Source organism: Amycolatopsis sp. NPDC057786 (assembly GCF_042797905.1).
Taxonomy (GTDB): Bacteria; Actinomycetota; Actinomycetes; order Mycobacteriales; family Pseudonocardiaceae; genus Amycolatopsis.
The window spans coordinates 1-18782 of the sequence record NZ_JBHVKW010000113.1 but is presented as its reverse complement, the minus strand read 5'-3'; the positions used below and the strand labels follow the sequence as shown (position 1 = coordinate 18782).

At 71.0% G+C, this 18782-nt stretch carries 11 protein-coding genes; 4 read left to right on the top strand and 7 right to left on the bottom strand.

Annotation, left to right across the window (positions count from 1 at the left end):
• Positions 1 to 4: 4 nt before the first annotated feature.
• The gene (locus ACFVM3_RS36085; RefSeq protein ID WP_125796979.1) at positions 5 to 808 is read right to left on the bottom strand and encodes an ABC transporter permease; all 804 of its coding nucleotides are present in this window, start codon (positions 806 to 808) and stop codon (positions 5 to 7) included.
• 2 nt (positions 809 to 810) lie between these two features.
• On the bottom strand, positions 811 to 1590 hold the full coding sequence (locus tag ACFVM3_RS36080) for a hypothetical protein (protein ID WP_378444382.1): 780 nt from the start codon (positions 1588 to 1590) through the stop codon (positions 811 to 813).
• Between the two features lie 238 nt (positions 1591 to 1828).
• On the opposite strand from ACFVM3_RS36080, the gene ACFVM3_RS36075 reads away from it, so the two are divergent.
• Positions 1829 to 2773, top strand: coding sequence for an ATP-binding cassette domain-containing protein (locus ACFVM3_RS36075; RefSeq protein WP_378444381.1), 945 nt, complete (start codon positions 1829 to 1831; stop codon positions 2771 to 2773).
• Entirely contained in the window at positions 2770 to 3621 is an 852-nt protein-coding gene (locus ACFVM3_RS36070) for an ABC transporter permease (RefSeq protein WP_378444380.1), read from the top strand. Before ACFVM3_RS36075 ends, ACFVM3_RS36070 begins: the two co-directional genes overlap by 4 nt.
• Positions 3622 to 3919: 298 nt before the next feature.
• On the opposite strand, the gene ACFVM3_RS36065 is transcribed toward ACFVM3_RS36070, so the two are convergent.
• The 5 genes from ACFVM3_RS36065 to ACFVM3_RS36045 are packed head-to-tail and all read right to left on the bottom strand — an operon-like array spanning position 3920 to position 16469.
• Positions 3920 to 5050, bottom strand: coding sequence for a glycosyltransferase (locus ACFVM3_RS36065; protein ID WP_378444379.1), 1131 nt, complete (start codon positions 5048 to 5050; stop codon positions 3920 to 3922).
• A complete protein-coding gene (locus ACFVM3_RS36060) occupies positions 5047 to 5832 on the bottom strand; it encodes an alpha/beta fold hydrolase (protein WP_378444378.1) in 786 nt (261 codons plus the stop codon). The genes ACFVM3_RS36065 and ACFVM3_RS36060 overlap by 4 nt, the downstream gene beginning before the upstream one ends.
• Positions 5833 to 5836: 4 nt before the next feature.
• Positions 5837 to 6136: an acyl carrier protein gene (locus tag ACFVM3_RS36055; RefSeq protein ID WP_378444377.1), complete on the bottom strand. Its 300-nt coding sequence runs from the start codon at positions 6134 to 6136 to the stop codon at positions 5837 to 5839.
• 17 nt (positions 6137 to 6153) lie between these two features.
• A complete protein-coding gene (locus tag ACFVM3_RS36050; protein ID WP_378444391.1) occupies positions 6154 to 10176 on the bottom strand; it encodes a beta-ketoacyl synthase N-terminal-like domain-containing protein in 4023 nt (1340 codons plus the stop codon).
• Positions 10173 to 16469 (bottom strand): SDR family NAD(P)-dependent oxidoreductase, encoded by a 6297-nt coding sequence (locus ACFVM3_RS36045; protein ID WP_378444376.1) that lies wholly within the window; start codon positions 16467 to 16469, stop codon positions 10173 to 10175. The genes ACFVM3_RS36050 and ACFVM3_RS36045 overlap by 4 nt, the downstream gene beginning before the upstream one ends.
• Before the next feature lie 302 nt (positions 16470 to 16771).
• Between ACFVM3_RS36045 and ACFVM3_RS36040 the strand changes: the two genes are divergently transcribed.
• Positions 16772 to 17572, top strand: a complete 801-nt coding sequence (locus ACFVM3_RS36040; RefSeq protein WP_378444375.1) for an SDR family oxidoreductase — start codon at positions 16772 to 16774, stop codon at positions 17570 to 17572.
• Positions 17573 to 17574: 2 nt separating this feature from the next.
• Positions 17575 to 18540, top strand: a complete 966-nt coding sequence (locus ACFVM3_RS36035; protein WP_378444374.1) for an aldo/keto reductase — start codon at positions 17575 to 17577, stop codon at positions 18538 to 18540.
• Positions 18541 to 18782: the final 242 nt, after the last annotated feature.

The following is an 18782-nucleotide window of genomic DNA, read 5'->3' as shown; positions in this document are numbered from 1 at the left end:
GGGATCAGGTTCCCTTCGCCGGAACGAGCTGCAGGTACAGCGCGGTCAGGATCGTGTTGACGAAGAACAGGAGCAGGAACGTGATCACCACCGACTGGTTGACGACGTCGCCAACGCCTTTGGGACCGCCCTTGGGGTTCAGGCCCCGGTAGGCGGCGACGACGCCGGCGAGGAAACCGAAGATGAACGCCTTGATCGAGCTGACCACGAGGTCGGGCAGCTGGGCGAGCGCGTTGAAGCTCGCGAGGTACGCGCCCGGCGTCCCGCCCTGCACGATGACGTTGAAGAAGTAGCCGCCGAGCACGCCGACGACGCTGACCAAACCGTTCAGCAGCACCGAAACGCCGATGGCCGCCTGCACACGGGGGACGATCAGCCGGTGGATCGGCGAGACGCCGAGCACCTCCATCGCGTCGATCTCCTCGCGGATGGAGCGGGCGCCCAGATCCGCGCAGATCGCCGAACCGCCCGCTCCCGCGATGATCAGCGTGGTCACGATCGGGCTGGCCTGCTGCACCACCGCGAGGACGCTCGCGGCGCCGTTGAACTGTTGCGCGCCGATCTGGCTCGTGAGCGAACCCAGTTGCAGGGAGATGACCGCACCGAACGGGATCGACACGAGGATCGCGGGTGTGATCGACACGCTGGCGATGAACCAGAACTGCTGGATGAACTCGCGGACCTGCACCGGGCGGCGGAACATGGCGAGGACGACGTCGATCCCCATGGCGCACATGCGGCCGAACTCGCGCAGGCCCGCGGCGGCCTTTTCCGGCGCGCGGGCGAGCAGGGCGACTGGATTGGCCATCGTCAGGCTCCGCATCCGTTGGGCGGCGGGCCATCGCCGACGCATCGCAGCCTGAGGTTGGTGACCAGGGTGTTTCCAGGACCGGAGACCAGGCCGGTCAGCAACGGGCTCAGATCCTCACGTACCCCGCAGCCGGTGAACCCCGGCGTCGTGAAGGTGCTCGTGACCTTCACCGGCGGCGCGGGGAACGCGAGCGGCACCAAGGCCTTGATGTTCACCGCGACCGATTGCGCGGTCCGGCAGTTCGGGCCGACGTCGAGGACCTTTCCGTCCACTTTGGCGTTCGAGAGCTTGATGAACACCTTGTTCGTGACGTCGGTGATCGCGCAGATGTTGGTGCCGACCTCCTTGCAGTCGCCGGTGGCGCCGGTCTTCACGAAGACCGTGCCGGTGGCGTCGCCGTCCGGGATGAGCGCGACATCGCCGGTGGCGGGCATGAACCGGAACGACACGAAATAGCTCGACGTCGGCGGGATGGCGAGTTTGCCGGTGATCGGCACCTGGCCGGTGAAACCGAGGATCTTGCCGTCGAACCGGCCCTGCGGGAAGGTGATGTCCGAACCGAGTTTCGCGACCCGGCTGGTCGTGGGCTGTTGTTCGTCGCCGACGTAAAAACCGAATGTCAGTCCGGCCTGGGCGATCTCGGGTTCCTGCGCGAGGGCTTCTCGTGTCTGTTGTGTCCTGGCCGGATCGGCGGAGGCGGAAGCCAAGGAAAGCGCCCCCAGCCCCAGCACCGCCGGGAGCAGGAAGGCGCGCAGAACGCGCCCGGTCAGCACTGACATACGGGCTTCCTCATTTCGACTTGTCCGGCCGAACGGCCAACTGGTGCAGCACGCTACTGACGGAATGCCGGAGGGACAAGTAATTCGGGAATGGCGGGTCCGCGCGGGGAAAAGATTGTAATGGGCGTAACTGTTTTGCGTCGGGTCTCGTGAGTGGTAATGACGGTTCTAACCGTCCTTGCCACTCACGAGGCCCTGGGCATTGCGGCCGTACCGAAGGCCCCGCTACGTTCGGCGAATGGAGCAGGCTGCCATCGAGGTGACCGGCCTCGCCAAGCACTACGGTGAAGTGACGGCCCTCGCCGGCGTCAGTCTCCGGGTCGGCCGCGGCACCGTGCTCGCGGTGCTCGGCCACAACGGCGCGGGCAAGACGACACTGATCGACATCCTCAGCACCCGTGTCGAACCGGACGGCGGCAGCGCCAAGGTCTGCGGTTTCGACGTCGTGCGCGCCGGGCGTCACGTCCGGCGGCGGATCGGGGTGACCGGCCAGTTCGCGGCGGTCGACGACGCGCTCTCCGGCCGCGGCAACCTCGAACTCGTCGCCAGGCTGCTGGGCGCGAACCGGCGCCAGGCCAGGGCGCGCGCGGCCGAACTGCTCGCCATGTTCGGCCTCGACGACGCGGCCGACCGCCCAGCGCGGACGTACTCCGGCGGCATGCGGCGGCGGCTCGACCTGGCCGCGGGGCTCGTCGGCTCCCCCGAGGTCCTCTTCCTCGACGAACCGACGACCGGTCTCGACCCGCTCAGCCGGGCGGGGCTCTGGGACGGCGTCGAACGGCTCGCCGCACGCGGCACCACCATCGTGCTCACCACGCAGTACCTCGAGGAGGCGGACAGGCTGGCGGATCACGTCATCGTGCTGGGGCTGGGGCATGTCACCGTTTCCGGGCGGCCGTCTGAGCTGAAGGCCCGGCTCGGGGAACGGACCGCGACCCTGACCTTCGGCACCGACCTCGCCGCCCGCCGGGCGCTGGCCGCGATCCACCGGCTCGGCATGAGCTGCACGACCTCGGCCTCCGGGCTGGTGGTCGGGGTCGCGCTGTCCGGGCCCGCCGACATCACGGTGCTGGTGCGCGCGCTCGACGCGGCGGGCGCGCCGATGAAGGACCTCACCGTCGCGGAGCCGACACTCGACGACGTCTACCTTTCGCTGCACCGGAATCCGGCGGTCACGTCATGACCGAGGCACGGCATCGCGCGCCGTCACCGCCGGTGCTGGGCGACCCGTCGACCTGGCCGCCGAGCACCTTCGCCACCCAGGTCCGGGTGCTCGCCGCCCGCTCGCTGAAGACGGCGTTCGGCGACCGGCGGCTCGTGTTCTTCGGGCTGCTGCAACCGATCGTGCTGCTCCTGCTGTTCAGCCAGGTGTTCAACGGCGTCAGCACGTTGCCCGGCGTCGCCGCCTACCAGGGTTACGTGAACTTCCTCGTCCCGGCGACGCTGGTGAACATCGCGATGACGACCGCGATGAGTTCGGGCGCCGGCCTGCTCGCGGAGATCTACAGTGGATTCACCGGACGCCTCCGCTGCATGCCCATCAGCCTTTCGGCCGTTCTGGTGGCGCGCACCATCTCGGATTCCGCGCGGCTCGGCGTGCAACTGCTGGTGACCGCGCTCGCCAGCGTGGTACTGCTGGGTTTTCGGCCGACCGGCGGCGTTTTCGGCATCACCGCCGCCCTTGTGCTCACGCTCGTCGTCGGCTGGTGCCTGAGCTGGATCTTCGTCGCCATCACGACCTGGCTGCGCAAGGCCGAAACGCTGCAGATGGCGTCCTTCGTGGTCATGTTCCCGCTGATGTTCTCGTCCAGCGCGTACATGCCGCTCGAGACGATGCCGACGTGGCTGCGGGTGGTCTCGGCGCTCAACCCACTCACCTACGCGATCGACGCGACCCGCGCGCTCGCGCTCGGACGTCCTTCCGGCTGGTCGGTCCCCATTTCGCTGGCGATCGCCGCCGTGGCGGCCGCGGCCGGTGGGTGGATCGCGGCCCGGACGTTCCGGACACCACGGGATGTCGCCCCGATGTGACATGGCGAGCCCGGCTGGCAACGGTGCCCAGCGTTGCGAAAGCCACTTTCGCGACGTTGAAGGTTGCGAAAGCCACTTTCGCAACCTCCAGCGGCGGGCGATGTGGCCCTTGGTCGAGTCCCGGGTCAAGGCGCATGTCGCGAAAGCCACTTTCGCGACATCACACGAGCGGACGGCCGGGGCGACCGGACCGGGGTGGCCGTGAAGGCCTCCTTGCCTACCCTGAAGGTAGTGAAGGAGGCCTTCACGGACAGTCGGTAGTACCTGAAGGACCCCTTCACGTACTTACAGCGAAACCTCAACGCGCCAGGGACTCCAGGTGGTCCGCGGCCGCCACGACTCCCCCGGCCGCCGCGAACGACGCCCGCACTCGGGCGGCCGCGGCGGCGTAAGCGGGCTCGGTCAGTACCTCGGTGACCGTGTCGCGGATGTCGGGTGCCTTCACCCGGTCGAAGCGCAGGCGCAGCCCGGCGCCGGCGGCCTCGACCTGCTGCGCCAGCATCGACTGGTCGTCCCGGATCGGCGCGATCACCAGCGGCAGGCCGGAAGCGAGGGTCTCGCTGACGGTGTTGTGCCCGCCGTGGCAGATCACCGCCGCCGCCTTGCGCACCACGTCCGCCTGCGGGATCCGCTTGACCACCAGCACTTCGTCGCTGAGCAGCTCACCGGTGGGGTCGACGACGAGACCTTGGACGTCCGGCATCCCGGCGAGGGCGTCGACGCATTCGGACAGGAAGCGGCGGCCGAGGGCCGCGTTGGCGGTGCCGAGGGTGGCGAGGACGAGCGGGCGGCCGTCGAGCCGGTCCCACGAGAAACCCACCGGGGGCGCGGGGGCCAGCGCCGGACCGACGAAGCGAACCGCGCCCACGCCGGCGATCGGACCGGTAAGGGACACAGTGGTGAAGGCCAGGATGAGCTCCGGTGAGAACCGCAGATCCCCGCAGGGCACCTTGTGCCGCGCGCGCAGGCCTTCCTGCAGCCCGTCGACCCACGCGGCGATCTTCGGCATGGCGCCCAGCGGATCCCGGAGTTCGGTGGACGTCGACGCGGACGTCACCCACGGCAGTGTGTGGCGGCTCGCCACGAGGGCGCCGGCGAACGCCTGCTGGTCGGCGACGACGACGTCGGGCCGGAACCCGGCCACCGCCTTCTCGACTCCCGGCACCATCGCGTCCGCGAGCGGAACCAGATACTGCTCCCAAAGGTATTTCAGCGCCGCGAACCCGCGCAGGCCCTCGGGACGGCGTTCGACGGCGAACTCCAGTGCGTCCCCGGCCGCGTACACCCGGCCCGCCCTGGTCAGCTCGGACGTCGTGGGTTCCGGACCGCACCAGGCGACGTCGTGGCCACGGTCCACCAGTTCGGCGGCCACCGCGCGCAACGGCGCCACGTGCCCGGTGAGCGGCGGGACGACCAGCAGGAACCTCATCCGCGTGGCCTCCCGTGCCGCGAGATCCAGTTCAGCAGCAGCTCCCGGACCTCCCGGTGCTGCTCGACGAGCACCGAATGGCCCTGGCCCTCGAACACGTGCAGTTCGCCGCGGGGCAACAGGGACGTCAACGCGGTGAGATCGTCGGCCTGATAGCCGTGACTGCCCAGAATGGACAATACCGGGCAGCCGATCCCCGCCACCTCGTCCAGGGTCAGCAGCGGTCCGAGCGGGACCTCCTCGGCCATCGAGGTGGACATGATCCGCTCGGCCGCCATCCGCGCCAGCCGCCGGTGATGCGCGCTGTAGTTGGCCTCGATCCAGTCGAAGCTTTCCTCGACCTTCAAGAAACGCACGGTGTGTTCGAGGATCTGCGCCATCTTGCCCGCCCACAGTTCGGTGGCAGGCTCCGACTCGATGCACACGATGCTGCGCACCCGTTCCGGTTTCGCCACGGCGTAGCTGTAGGCGAGGGTGCCGCCGAAACTGTTGCCCACCAGGTGAACGGGCCGGTCGAGATCGAGCTGGTCGAGCAGGTCGTCGAGGTCGGCGACGAAGTCCCCGATGGTGTACCCGCGCTCGGGGCGTTCGGTCTTGCCGTGCCCGCGCAGGTCGTAGCTGATCACGTCCACCCCGGCGGCGGCGACCGGCGGAGCGAGCGTGAGGTAGAAACTCGCGAGGCTGTCGGTACCCATGCCGTGCAGGAACACCACGGTCTCCGTGCCCCCGCCGGGGACGAGCTGCACGTTGGTGCGCAGCCCGTTGACGGTCATCGTCGGCACCGCCTCACCCCCGTTCGCCGAGGCGGGAGGCCACGTAGTCGGCGATGTCGCCGACGCGGAGCCCGATCACGTCGTCGAGGTCCTTCTCCGCCAGGAACTCCGCGAGGTTGACGTCCGCGCCGAAGAACTCGGCGAGGATGCTCGCGAAGGTCACCAGGTCGATGCTCTCCAGCCCGAGATCCTCGTGGAAGGTGGTCTGCGGGGTGAGCTCGATGCCGAGGACGTCGGTGTCCCCGACCAGCTCCCTCAGCAACTCCGCCACGGTGCCGAAGACCGACGCCGGGCTCTGCTGTTCGATCGTCATGCTCTTACTCCTTGCTCTCACCCGCGGTTCCAGGCCACCACGTGCCCCGGGATTCCGGCGAATTCCGCCCCGACACCGATCTCCTCGGCGAGCCCCGCCAGCTCGCCCTCCGCCCGGATGGCGATCCTGGGTGGCGTCGCGCCCGGTTCACGGACGAGGGCGACCGCGACCTCTCCCGTCGTCGCGACGGCCATCTCCAGCGGCGGCACCGTCCGGCCATGGAGCCCGGTCACCCTGGTCCCGTCGGCGCTCACGCGGAGTTCCGCCGGGTACACGCCGTCCAGGCCGAGTTTCGCCCGGACCGCGTCCTTGATCGCGATCCGTTCCAGCAGCCAGCCGCGCTGCCGCCGGGGCGCGCAGGCGGCGAACTCGGCGCGTTCCGCCGTGCCGAGGTAGATGCCGGCGTAGATGTCCCGCGCGGCAGGGCTCGGCCACCGGTCGGTGACCAGCGTCCAGCCCCCGTGATGGTCCTCGGAAAGCCGGTTCCGGTCCGGGAAGGCGTAGACCCGGTGGGCGGACCGGTCGCACGGGAACCGGATGTCACGCCACTGCTCGATCCTGGCCAGCACGGCGCCGTCCAGCACGAGTTCCGCGTCCATCTCCAGCACGTCCGGCCGCGGCAGCCGCACCCGCACCACGCACCGCAGCCGGGTGCCCGGCGGCGGTTCCGGCGCGTACCAGGTGATCCGGCCCATCGACGTCGGGAACGCCAGCAGCGCGTCCGCCTTCGTGGCCATCAGCCAGCAGCCCAGCAGCTGGCCGACGTTGTCCAGCAGCGCGCCGGGCGCCGACGGCACGACGAGGTCGCCGCGGATATGCCGTTCGCCGAGCCCGATGAGCTTGTCGAGCCCTCGGTACGCGGGGCCGTGGAACATCTCGCGGCGGGTGTAGATCTCGGCGGCGGTCAGCGGCGGGGCGGTTTCCGGCCCCGGTGGCGGGGACGGCCGAGGAGCCGTCGGATACCGCTGCGCCAGATGGACGTCCATACTGGCGTGCGGTCCTATTTGGACACTGATCCGGTCGCCCTCTCGGGTCATCGAAACCGGCACGCGCACAGCGGGGGCGGCGATCAGCCACCGGGAGAACGCCGCGTTGCTCACCCCGGTCGCGACCGTCCCCGGCCAGGCGCGCTCCGCTTCCCGGCAGGCCAGGTCGACCAGCGTCGTCGCCGGGACGGTGGGACGGAAGTCTGCTTCGTCCGGCCAGCCCTCGCGCTGACGGAAGAACCGGTGATCCACCAGATACGGCATCGTCGCGAGTGATACGTCCACAGTGGACTCGACGGTGCGCCGCGCGGCCGCGTTGGCGACACTCGCGGCGGCCTCCCTGGTCTCCGCGAGCAGCGCGGTGAACTCCGCGACGATCGCGTCCGGGATCCCGTCGGCCAGTTCGGGGACCGCGCCGTCGAACATGCCCTTGACGTCACCCTCGACCGAGAGCAGCGTGCCCGCGGTGTCGATGCGGGTCCGGCGCGGCTCCAGTGCCTCGAACGCGGGCCGCCCGCCCTCCACCCAGACCGCGGTGGCGACCCTGCGCAACTGCGCGAGACCCGGCCTCGTACCGGACGACGCCGGGATGACCAGATGCGGCCGCGAGCCCAGCGTGTCCGACACGAACGAACCGAGCTGACCGGCGCCCGCCTGCACGAAGGCCCGCGCGCCGTCGGCGTAGAGCGCGTCGACGAGTTCCCGGAACCGGACCTTGCGCACGAGGTGCGCCAGGTACAGCTCACGGACCTCCACCGGATCCGCGGGATACGGCCGCGCCGTGGTCGCCGACCAGACCGGGACCCGCGGCGGTTTCAGGTCCAGTTCCGCCGCGAGCCGGGTGAACGGGCCGAGCCGGGACCGCATCAGCGGGGTGTGGAACCCGGACCGGAACGGCAGTGTCCTGGCGACGACGCCGTGCTGCGTGCACAGTTTGGCGAGCCGGGCCGCGGCGGCCGGATCCCCGCAGACGATCGTCTGCCGCGGCGCGTTCTCGTGCGAGATCATCAGCTCCGGTTCGGCCGCGAGCAGCGCCTCGGCGCGCTCCGCGGAGCAGCCGAGCACGAGGAATTCGGCGTCCGGCAGGGTGAACCCCTGCGGCCAGTACCGGTTCAGCATGTCCTCTGTGGACTGTCCCGGGTACATGCCCGCCGCCTGCATCGCGGTCCATTCGCCGACGCTGTGCCCGGCGAGCAGATCCGGTTTGATGGCCAGCCGCCTCAGCGCGGCGTCGAGCAGCAACCCGACCTGGGACACGCTCGAAGCGCGCGAAAGCACGCTCGTCGTCGACCACTCCGGCCGGTCAAGGCCGAAGTGTTTGGCGACGTCGGCGCACCGCGGTTCCGCGTCAGCCTCCAGCCCTGGGTAGACGAAAGCGGTCTTCGCCCCGGCCTGGCCCAGCAACGGCGCCGTCGTGCACCAGATGTCGTTGGGGCCGTGCCAGGTCCCGCCCTCGGCCGCGACTTTCGCGAGCACCCTCCGCGCGACTTCGAGCCGCTTCTCGTCGGGCCGGACGATTCCGATCCGGCACGGGCCGTGCCCACCGGATTCCGGGTCCGGGCGGTCGAGCAGGACGCGCAGGTCCCCGGGAGTGGGCGCCGCGAGCAGCAGGACTCGCTCGGGTTCCACGCTCACCTTGGCCCGCCGCGGCCGTGCGGGCGCCGGATCGGCCTCCTCCAGCACCACGTGCGCGTTGACGCCGCCGAAACCGAAGGCGTTGACCGCCGCCCGGCGCGGGACGTCCCCCGAACGCCAGCGCTCGGCGGTGGTCAGGGTACGGAATCGCGTCTTGTCCAGCAGGGGGCTCGGATCGGCGCAGTTCAGGGTCGGCGGCAGGATCGCGTGGTGCAGCGCGAGCGCCGCCTTGACCAGCCCGGCGGCCCCGGCGGTCGGCATGGTGTGGCCGATCATCGCCTTCACCGCGCCGATCGCGGCGCGGGGCCCGTCCGGCGGGCCGAACACCTCGGCGAGGGTGGCCAGTTCGGCGGCGTCACCGGCCGGCGTCGCGGTTCCGTGCGCCTCCAGCAGGCCGAGCGCGCCGGGCGCGGTGGGATCGAGACCCGCCGACGCCCACGCGCGGCGCAGCGCCAGCGTCTGACCGGCGACCGCCGGGCTGAGCAGGCTCGCGCTCTTCCCGTCGCTCGACGTCCCCGAACCGCGCAGCACCGCGTAGACCCGGTCTCCGTCGCGGCGCGCGTCGTAGAACCGCTTCAGCACGACGATCGCGGTGCCCTCACCGATCAGCAGCCCGTCCGCGTCCCGCGAGAACGGGCTGATCCGCTGGCTCGGCGACAGGGCGCCGAGCTGGGTGAACATCGACCAGAGCGTGTCGTCGTGGCAGTGGTGCACGCCGCCGGCCAGCACGACGTCGCAGCGGCGCCGCGCGAGCTCGCCGATCGCCTGGTCCACGGCGAGCAGCGACGACGCGCAGGCCGCGTCCACCGTGTACGCGGGGCCGCCGAAGTCCAGGCGGTTGGCGACCCGCGACGCGGCGAGGTTCGGCACCAGCCCGATCGCGGTGTCCGGCCGGAACTCGCCGAGCGGTTCCAGCAGCGCGTCGCGGAGCCGGTCCAGCATCCCCGGACGCGCCGACGGCAGCAGTTCCCGGACGGCGCCGGTGATCTGGCGGACCGACCGGACCCGCTGGTCGAATCGCTGGAGCCCGGGCGAGAGGTAGCCGCCCCTGCCGAGGATCACGCCCACGCGTTCGAGGTCTCCGAGCCGTCGCAGGCCACCGGCGTCGTCGACCGCGGAAGCGGCAACGGCCAGTGCGACGAGCTGGTCCGGCTCCATCCCGGCGACGCTGCTGGGGGCGATGCCGAGCGCCGTCGCGTCGAAGTCCAGGCTGTCGGCGACGAACCCGCCGCGCCTGCCGTAGGTGCGGTCCGGGGTACGGCCGTCTCCGTCGTGGAAACTCGGATCCCAGCGGTGCGGCGGGATCTCGGTGATCGCGTCGGTACCCGAGACGACGTTCCGCCAATATTCGTCCACAGTGGACGCGCCGGGAAGGAACACGCCCATCCCGACGATCGCGACCGGCTCCTGGTTGTTCACCACAGCGACGCCGTGTACAGCACCGAGCGGACGTCGGCCGGGCCGTAGGCCAGCTCGCGCAGCAGCGCGGCGGTGCCTTCGTCCGGGTCGATCAGCGCCACCTCGCGGCGCTCGTACTCGCGCGCCAGCTCGGGCGAGACCATGCCCGCGTGCTCGTCCGATGGCGCCCACGGTCCCCAGTGGACGGTCAGCGCCCGGCAACCGGTGCGTTCCGCCCACTGTTCACCGAGGGTTTCGAGCGCGTCGTTCGCCGCCGCGTAGTCGGTCTGACCCCGGTTTCCCAGCACCGCGGCGATACTGCCGAAGAAGGTCACGAACGCGGGCCGCACACCGAAATGCTCCAGTGCGTCGAGCAAGGCCCGCGCACCGTCCACTTTGGTCCCGTAGACCGTGCGGAACGAGCGCTCGTCCTTGTCGGCCATCAGCTTGTCGTCGATCACCCCGGCCGCGTGGACGACGCCGTCGATCCGGCCGTAGCGAGTGTGCAGATCCTTGACCACCTGCCGGACGGCGGCGGCGTCGCGCACGTCGAGCGACCGGTAGGCGGCGACACCGCCCGCCGCGCGGATCTGGTCGAGCGTCCGCGCGATCTCGCGCTGGGCCAGCACGGTGCGCGCCCGGCGTTCGATGTCCGCGAGCGAGCCGCCCCGCGCGGCCAAGGCCGAGCGCATCCCCGGCGCGTCACCGGGAAGATCCTCGTCGCCGGGCTCGGCAGGCCACGGCGTGCGGCCCGCCAGTTCGATCCGGCATCCGCTCGCCGCCAGCGCGACCGCCGCCCGCGCGGTGATCCCTCGGGCACCGCCGATCAGCAACAGCACCGAATCCGCGTCGAGGCCGAGTGCCTTGACCTCTCCCCCGCCGGGACCGGCGCCCGCATACGCGATCGAACCGAGCGAGCCCGCGGAAGGCTCGAACGCCGCGCGTCCCGCGGTGTCGTAGCGAACGGCCACCGGACCTTCGGCGATCGCCTCTTCCAGCACTATCCGTGCGAGGTCCACAGTGGACTCCACCTCGACCAGTCTGGTCGGCTCGCTCCGCTCCCGCGCCGCCGCGCGGACGAGACCGCGCAGGCCGGCGGCAGGTCCGGCACCCGGCCTCGCCACCACGACCACCGCGCCCCTGGCGCTCTTGAGCAGGCCGAACACCTGCGCCGCGACGGGTTCCTCGGCGTCCGCCAACGGATTCAGCACGACGACGACGTCGGCCTCGTCTCGCTCCCCCGGCAGCGCGCCCGCGCCGGCGAACACCGCGCGGACCGACTCGGCCAGTTCCTCCTGGCCTGGCTCGAAGCTCACCGCGACCGATTTGCCGTTCACCTTCGCGAGGTCGGGTGTGCCGAGCGGCGCGGACACGCGGTCGAGCAGGTACCGGCCGGGAGCGGTTCCGACGGGTGGCTCGGCAGGGGCAGGCGTAGCTGCTGCCGGTTCGAGCCACTTTCGCAGCCGGGCGGCCAGCGCGCTCGCCGTCCGATCACGGCTGAGCTGGTCCTGGGCGTCGTCGTGCACCCGGCCGGTGAGACCCAGCTTCGCGAGCAGCGAGCCCGCGATCTCGGTGCGTTTGATCGAGTCGATGGAAAGATCCGCTTCCAGGTCGAGATCGGCGTCGATCATCTCGGCCGGATAGCCGGTGCGTTCGCTGATCGCGCCGATCACGGTGGCCAGGACATCCGTGACGGCGGCCTCCGGGGCCGGTTCCGGTTCGGGCACGACAACCGGAGCCTCGACCGGTGACAGCAACGCGGGCACGGCCGTGACCTGCACCGGTGTCGGGGCGAGCGGCGTGGTCCCGAGGTACCCCAGCATCACATCCCGTTGCGCCGCCAGCAGTTCACGGCTGGTGCGGAGGAATTCGACAACGGCCTGGTCACGTCCGGGCACGGGCTGGTTCATGGTCGTCCTCGGGATTCGTCGGGCGGGCACGAGCCCATGGGCGGGGACCTCGCCACCGGGCGCGCGGACGGTCTGGCCGTCCACGGTCCAGGCGGGCTTGGGGAGCGGGCCGACACGGACACGGCCGCGGAAGAGCCGTTCGGTGCGCACGTCGACACCGGTGAGGGCCAGGCGCGCGAGCGCGGTGAGGAACCCGCGCAGCCCAGGACCGCCGGGGTCGCACGGGATCACGGTGTGCGGCCGGTCGCCAAGAATGTCCTTCACCAGCCTGGAAAGCACCTGTCCCGGGCCCGCCTCGACGAACGTGCGCGCGCCCGCCGCGTACATGTCCTCGATCAGTTCGACGAAGCGCACCGGCGAGCCGATCTGTGCCGCGAGCTCGGTGCGGACCGCTCCGGCTTCGTACGGCCGGGCGGTGCGGTTCGACCACACCGGCGGACCCGGCTCGCCGATCTCGGCGTTGTCGAGATCGACGGCGAACACGTCGCTCGCCCCGGCCACCAGCGGACTGTGGAAGGCGCACGCGACCGGGATCCGCTTCGCACCGATCCCCTGGGTCCGCAGTTCGCGGACCGCCTCCTCGATGGCGGCCGTCGGTCCGGAAAGGACAGTCTGCCCCGGCGCGTTGTGGTTGGCCAGTATGACGTCCGGGTGATCGAGGGCGGCGGCCAGTTCCTCGCTGGACGCCTTCACCGCGGCCATCGCACCCGGATCCGCGCCCGCGACTTCGGCGATCGAGCGGGCCCTCGCCCGGCTGAGCGCCACCAGGGTCGGCGTGTCGAACGCGCCCGCGACCGACAGCGCGGTGAGTTCGCCGTAGCTGTGCCCCGCCAGCAGATCCGGCCGGACGCCGAGGTCGGCGAGCAACCGGCAGACGGCCGATTCGACGAGCCCGAGCGCGGGCTGTGCGACCCGCGTGTCCTTGAGCACTTCGTCCTGCGCGGCGCGGGCGTCCTCGGTGAACGCGCGCGGCGGGAACGTCGCCGCGGTGACGTCGGGAGCGAGCCTCAGGACGTCGGCCAGTTCGGGGAAGTGCACGAACAGGTCCGCCAGCATTCCCGTCCGCTGGCTGCCCTGTCCGGGCAACAGGAACGCGATCTCACCGGCTTCGGTGTCGTCCGCGACGAGACCTCCATCGTTCTCGGCGGCCTCGCGCAGTTCCACGACGTCACTCGCGACGACCGCGAGCCGCACCGGCCCCGATCCGCCCCGTTCGGCGGCGAGGGCGGCGATCTCCCGCAGCGGACGGCCTTCGTTGGCCGCCAGCAGATCCTGCAGCGTGGCGCGGGCGGCGTCCACGTCGGTGCCGCGGAGCAGGACCAGCTCGGCGTCCCAGTCACGCGGGCCGTGCCGCCGCCCCGGCGGGACTCCCGGGGCGGCGAGCACCGCGTGGAAGTTGGTCCCACCGAACCCGAACGCGCTCACTCCGGCGAACTCGCGTCCGCGCGGAACCGGCATCGGCCGGGCGCCGGTGGAGAAGGTGAAGGGACTGCTCTCGGCGTCCCAGGCGGGGTTCGGCCTGCTCAGGTGCAGCGTGGGCGGCACGACTTCGTGCCACAGCGCCAGCGCCGCCTTCATCAGGCCCGCCAGCCCCGCGGCGCATTTCGTGTGCCCGATCTGGCTCTTCACCGAGCCCAGCGCGCACGTGCCCGGTCCGGCACCCGCGGCGAGGAAGAACTCGGTGAGCGTGGTCAGTTCGGTGGCGTCGCCGACGACCGTGCCCGTGCCGTGCGCCTCGACCAGCGAGACGTCCGCCGGGGACACGCCGGCGTCGCGGTAGGCGCGGGCGAGGGCTCGTCGCTGCCCCTCAGGACGCGGCGCGGTGAGACCGAGCGCCTTGCCGTCACTGGCGGCGCCGACGCCCTTGACCACGGCGTAGACGCGGTCACCGTCGCGTTCGGCGTCGGACCGCCGCTTGAGCACGAGACACGCGACGCCCTCGCCGAGGGCGATCCCGTCCGCCGTCGCGTCGAACGGACGGCACCGTCCGGTCGGCGACAGGGCACCCGCCGAGGTGAACATGAGGTAGTCGTTGACGCCGTTGTGCAGATCGACCGCTCCGCACAGGACCATCGAACTCGTTCCCGCCCGCAGTTCCTTCACCGCGAGGTCCAGCGCGGCCAGCGACGAGCCGCACGCGGCGTCCACGGTGTAGTTGGCGCCGCCGAGGTCGAGCCGGTTGGCGATCCGGCCGGAGATGACGTTGGCGAGGGTGCCGGGGAACGAGTCTTCGGTCAGTTCCGGCAGTTGAGCGAGAAGTTCTTCCGGGACGTCTTCGAGGTAGCTGGGGAGCAGCGCGCGCAGGACGCCGGCGTTCGCCAGGTCTCCCCCGGCTTCGGCGCCGAAGATGACGCTAGTGCGCTCGCGGTCGAAGCCCCCTTCGCCGTAACCGGCGTCTTCGAGGGCCCGTCGCGCGGTTTGCAGGGATACCAGCTGGGCCGGGTCGATACTGCCCATCGACTTGGGCGGGATGCCGTAGGCGAGCGGGTCGAAGTCCACCGCTGGCAGGAAACCGCCCCATTTCGACGTCGACTGGTCCGCGTAGACGTCGGTGTCCCAGCGTTGACCCGGCACTTCGGTGACGGCGTCCGCACCATGCAGGACGTTGGACCAGAAGGCCGGCAGGTCGGGTGCCCCGGGGAACACGCAGGCCATCCCGACGATCGCGATATCACCGTCCACAACGGACTCTTCGGCGGGAGTGCGGGCGGCGAGCAGTTCCGCCGCGCCTTCGGTGACTTCCCGGTGCAGGGCGGCGATGTCGGTACGCCGCTCGCGCAGGACCGTCACCTGGCCCGCCATGTACATGCCCTCGGCGAGCTGGCCGAGGGTGTCGACCTCGACGAGCGCGTCGCCTTCCCGCCGGATGCCCTTGCTCGCGATCCGCAGCCGTCCGGTGTTCAGCTCTTCGAGCCGCTGCCAGGCCTCCTGCGGCGGGACGCCGTCCGCGCGAAGCCCGGCCTTCAGTGCGGCGAACTCGTCGGTGTACGGGCTGGGCAGGCAACGGGTCAGATGTCCGGGCGCGGTCTCCAGGGTGACCGTGGACCCGGCGTCGAGCACGCGGTCCTGGAAGGTCCCGGTGATCGCGCCGTGGGTCACGGCCTCCTCGGTGAACAGGTACGCGGTGCCCATCAGGACACCGATACCCGTGAGCGGCTCCGCCATCGCCGACACCATCGCGGCGGACCGGGCGTCGTGGATCCCGCCCGCGAACAGGATCTCGACGTCGTCGGCGCCGTGTTCGCGCAGGACGTCCAGCTGCTGTTCCCACAGCACGAAGCTCGACCGCGGACCGATATGCCCGCCGCATTCGGCGCCCTCGAAGACGAACCGGCGGATCCCGGCGTCGAGGAACTGCCGCAGGAGGATCGGTGACGGCACATGCAGGAAGGTCGCGATGCCGTCGGCCTCCAGTGTCTTGGCCTGCGCGGGTTTCCCGCCCGCGATCAGCACACAGCGCGGGCGCGCCGCGCGGATCGCCGCGAGCTGTTCGGCGCGCAGGGCTTCCGGGACGAACCCGAGGATGCCCGCTCCCCAGGGGCGGTCGCCGAGGGCTTCGGCGGTGCGGCCGAGCAGCTCGGTGGTCTTGGCGCCGTTCGCGGTGGCGACCGCGACGAACGGGAAGCCGTCGTTCGCGGCCACGGCGGCGGCGAACCCTGGCTGGTCGCTCACCCGCGTCATCGGGCCCTGCACGACCGGCAGGCGGGTCCCCAAGGTGCGGCACAGCCGTTCGCCTTGGCCCGCACGGCTCGCCGGCACCGCGAGCGACCGCACGACCGTGCGGACAGCGCTTTCGGCTTCCTCGAAGCGATTCGCGAACATCGCGCTGAGCCCGTCGTCGGCCCTGGCCAGCTCGATGCGGTCCGCCTGTGGCACGTCGGCCTCCGGGAACAGGCCGAGCCCGTCGAGCACCACGCCGGCCGCGCCGCCGGCGATCGCGGCGACCGCCGTCCTCGGCCCGATGCCCCCGTACGCCCATACCGGGACACCGCCACCGAACCGCGCCAGCAACCGCTGCAGCAGGACGAACGTGGTGAGGTCCGAGCCGCCCGCTTCGGCTCCCCTCGCCACCAGACCGGAGGCGCCGGCGTCGAGCATCCGGACGGCCTGCTCGACACCGGTCACCTCGGCCAGCACGGGGAGGCAGGCCCTGCCCCGCCAGACCGCCCCCTCGGCCAGCAGCACGAGCCCCGCGCCGCTTTCCCGCACCTCTTCGTCCCGCACGTGGTCGCCCGCCGGGATCCGGACGCCAAACGGGAAGCGGTAGTCCGATGTGGACACAGTGGTCCCGATATCCACGATCCCGAGACCGCCGCCCCTGGCGACGGCGGCCGCCAGCCCCGGATCGGGACGTCCGAGCGGGTTGACGCCGAGTACCCGCGTGCGCGCCGTCGCATGACTCACCGGCGGACCTCCTGTTCGGCTGGGCTGGTCGAACCTCGCCGGGCTCGGCGATCTTTCAGCGGGATTCCCAAGAAATAACCTACTTGCCGCAGAGAGCGCAATAGTCTCGTGCGAAAACTCGGAAAACAAGGGAACGCGTGCTAAAGTCCGGCGCCGGAAACAAATATGTCGACACCTGCGGAACAAGCCATTGACCTGCACTTTTATCACCCGCGTCGCATATTTCGACAACACATTGCTCACCGGCGTCACAAAACAGAATAATTGTCACCGAAAGCAGAAACGATAACCATGGAGCGCATGTGGAAGTAACAGGACGAGTCGTCGTGCTGACCGGCGCGGCACACGGTATCGGCGCCGCCATGGCCAGGCGGTTCGCCGCCGAGGGCGCCGCCGGGGTGGTGGTCTCCGATCTCGACCTCGACGCCGCGGCGGAGGTCGTCGCCGGGATCACCGCCGCGGGCGGCGCCGCGATCGCGCGCCACGCCGACGCGTCGTCCAAAGAGGACTTGAAGAGGCTGGTGACCGACGCCCGGTCGGTGTTCGGCGCGGTGGACCTCTTCTGCTCCAACGCGGGCGCCGCGTTCGGGACCGGCGTGCACGCCGCGGACGAACAGTGGACGCGGTCGTGGGCGATCAACGTCATGCAGCACGTCCATGCCGCTCAGGTCGCACTCCCCGGAATGTTGAGCCGTGGCCACGGATATCTCCTGATCACGGCGTCCGGCGCGGGCCTACTGGGCACCCCCGGTGACGCGCCGTATTCGGTGACCAAACACGCGGCCGTCGGGCTCGCCGAGTGGCTGGCCATCACCTACCGTCCGCGCGGGGTGCGGGTCAGCGCGCTGTGCCCGCTCGGCGTGCGGACCGCGCTGCTGGAGCCGGGGATCGCGGCCGGGCACCCCGCCGCGCTCGCGATCGCCGCCGCCGCGCCCCTGCTGGAACCGGAAGACGTCGCGGAGTCCGTCGTGCACGGGCTGGCGTCGGAGGAGTTCCTGATCCTGCCGCACGAATCGGTACGGGAGACCTACGCCCGCAAGGCGGCCGGTCTCGACGAATGGATCGATCGCACCATCCTCGAAACCAGCGCGCGGAAGAAGTGACCATGGAGTACCGCAGGCTCGGCGCGAGCGGCTTGTCCGTCAGTGAGATCTCGTACGGCAACTGGCTCACCCACCAGGACGGCGCGGAGTGCGTGCAGGCCGCGCTCGACGCGGGCGTCACGACCTTCCACACGGCCGCGGCCTGGGACGGCGGCGCCGCCGAAGAGAACCTCGCCGCGGCGCTGAGCCACGCCCGCCGCGACGATCTCGTCCTGTGCACCGGCGTCTTCTGGCCGGAAGGCCCGGGCGTCAACGACGCGGGCCTCGGCCGCAAACACCTGGTCACGTCGCTGCATGGCTCGCTCCGACGGCTGCGCACCGACTACATCGACGTCTACCAGCTGCTGCGCTTCGACTACCGCACGCCGCTGGAAGAGACGTTCCTCGCGCTGTCGGATCTGGTGCGGCAGGGGAAGATCCTCTACGCGGGCACCGCGGAATGGACGGCGGAACAACTGCTGGAGGCGCGGCCGATCGCCGAACGGCACGGTGTCCCGCTCATCGCGAACCAACCGCACTACTCGATGCTGTGGCGCGTCGCCGAGGCCCAGGTGATGCCGGTGTGCGAACGCTCCGGGATCGGGCAGTTCGCGTCGGTCCCGCTCGCGCAGGGCGTGCTGACCGGCAAGTACCGGCCGGGCGAGATCCCGCCGGGCTCCCGGGCCGCGAAGGCGGCCGAGGCGCGGCCGTTGCTCCTGCCGGACCTCCTCGAACGCGTCGGCATGCTGCGCGGCGTCGCCGACGAGGCCGGGCTGACCATGGCCCAGCTGGCGCTCGCGTGGACGTTGCAGCACAACACCGTCGCTTCCGTGGTGACCGGCGCGAGCACCGCCGCCCAGCTGACCGAGAACGCGAAGGCGGCCGGGGTCGTGCTGGACCTCGACGCGCTGACGCGGATCGATCATCTGCTGGGCAGTTTCGTGCAGACGGATCCGCGGCTGACCTGGTCGCCACCCGCGACCACCTGACGCGGGCGGCGCGAACTCGCGTGATCAGACGGACGACACGCGTGATTGGCTGGACGACACGCGTGATCGGACGGACGACACGGTGCGCGGCCGAGGCCCACCGCGTGTCGTCCGTCTGGTCACGCGTGTCGTCCGTCTGATCACGCCGAACCGCCGCTCGATGCCCACGTGGGCACACACCCCGGCCGACCGCTCCCCAACGACGCGAAAGCCACTTTCGCAACCTTGAAGGTTGCGAAAGT

Excerpts from the sequence above, each read along its gene's own strand:
- ACFVM3_RS36085 (WP_125796979.1), bottom strand. The coding sequence starts at position 808 with ATGGCCAATCCAGTCGCCCTGCTCGCCCGCGCGCCGGAAAAGGCCGCC.
- ACFVM3_RS36080 (WP_378444382.1), bottom strand. The coding sequence starts at position 1,590 with ATGTCAGTGCTGACCGGGCGCGTTCTGCGCGCCTTCCTGCTCCCGGCG.
- ACFVM3_RS36075 (WP_378444381.1), top strand. The coding sequence starts at position 1,829 with ATGGAGCAGGCTGCCATCGAGGTGACCGGCCTCGCCAAGCACTACGGT.
- ACFVM3_RS36070 (WP_378444380.1), top strand. The coding sequence starts at position 2,770 with ATGACCGAGGCACGGCATCGCGCGCCGTCACCGCCGGTGCTGGGCGAC.
- ACFVM3_RS36065 (WP_378444379.1), bottom strand. The coding sequence starts at position 5,050 with ATGAGGTTCCTGCTGGTCGTCCCGCCGCTCACCGGGCACGTGGCGCCG.
- ACFVM3_RS36055 (WP_378444377.1), bottom strand. The coding sequence starts at position 6,136 with ATGACGATCGAACAGCAGAGCCCGGCGTCGGTCTTCGGCACCGTGGCG.
- ACFVM3_RS36035 (WP_378444374.1), top strand. The coding sequence starts at position 17,575 with ATGGAGTACCGCAGGCTCGGCGCGAGCGGCTTGTCCGTCAGTGAGATC.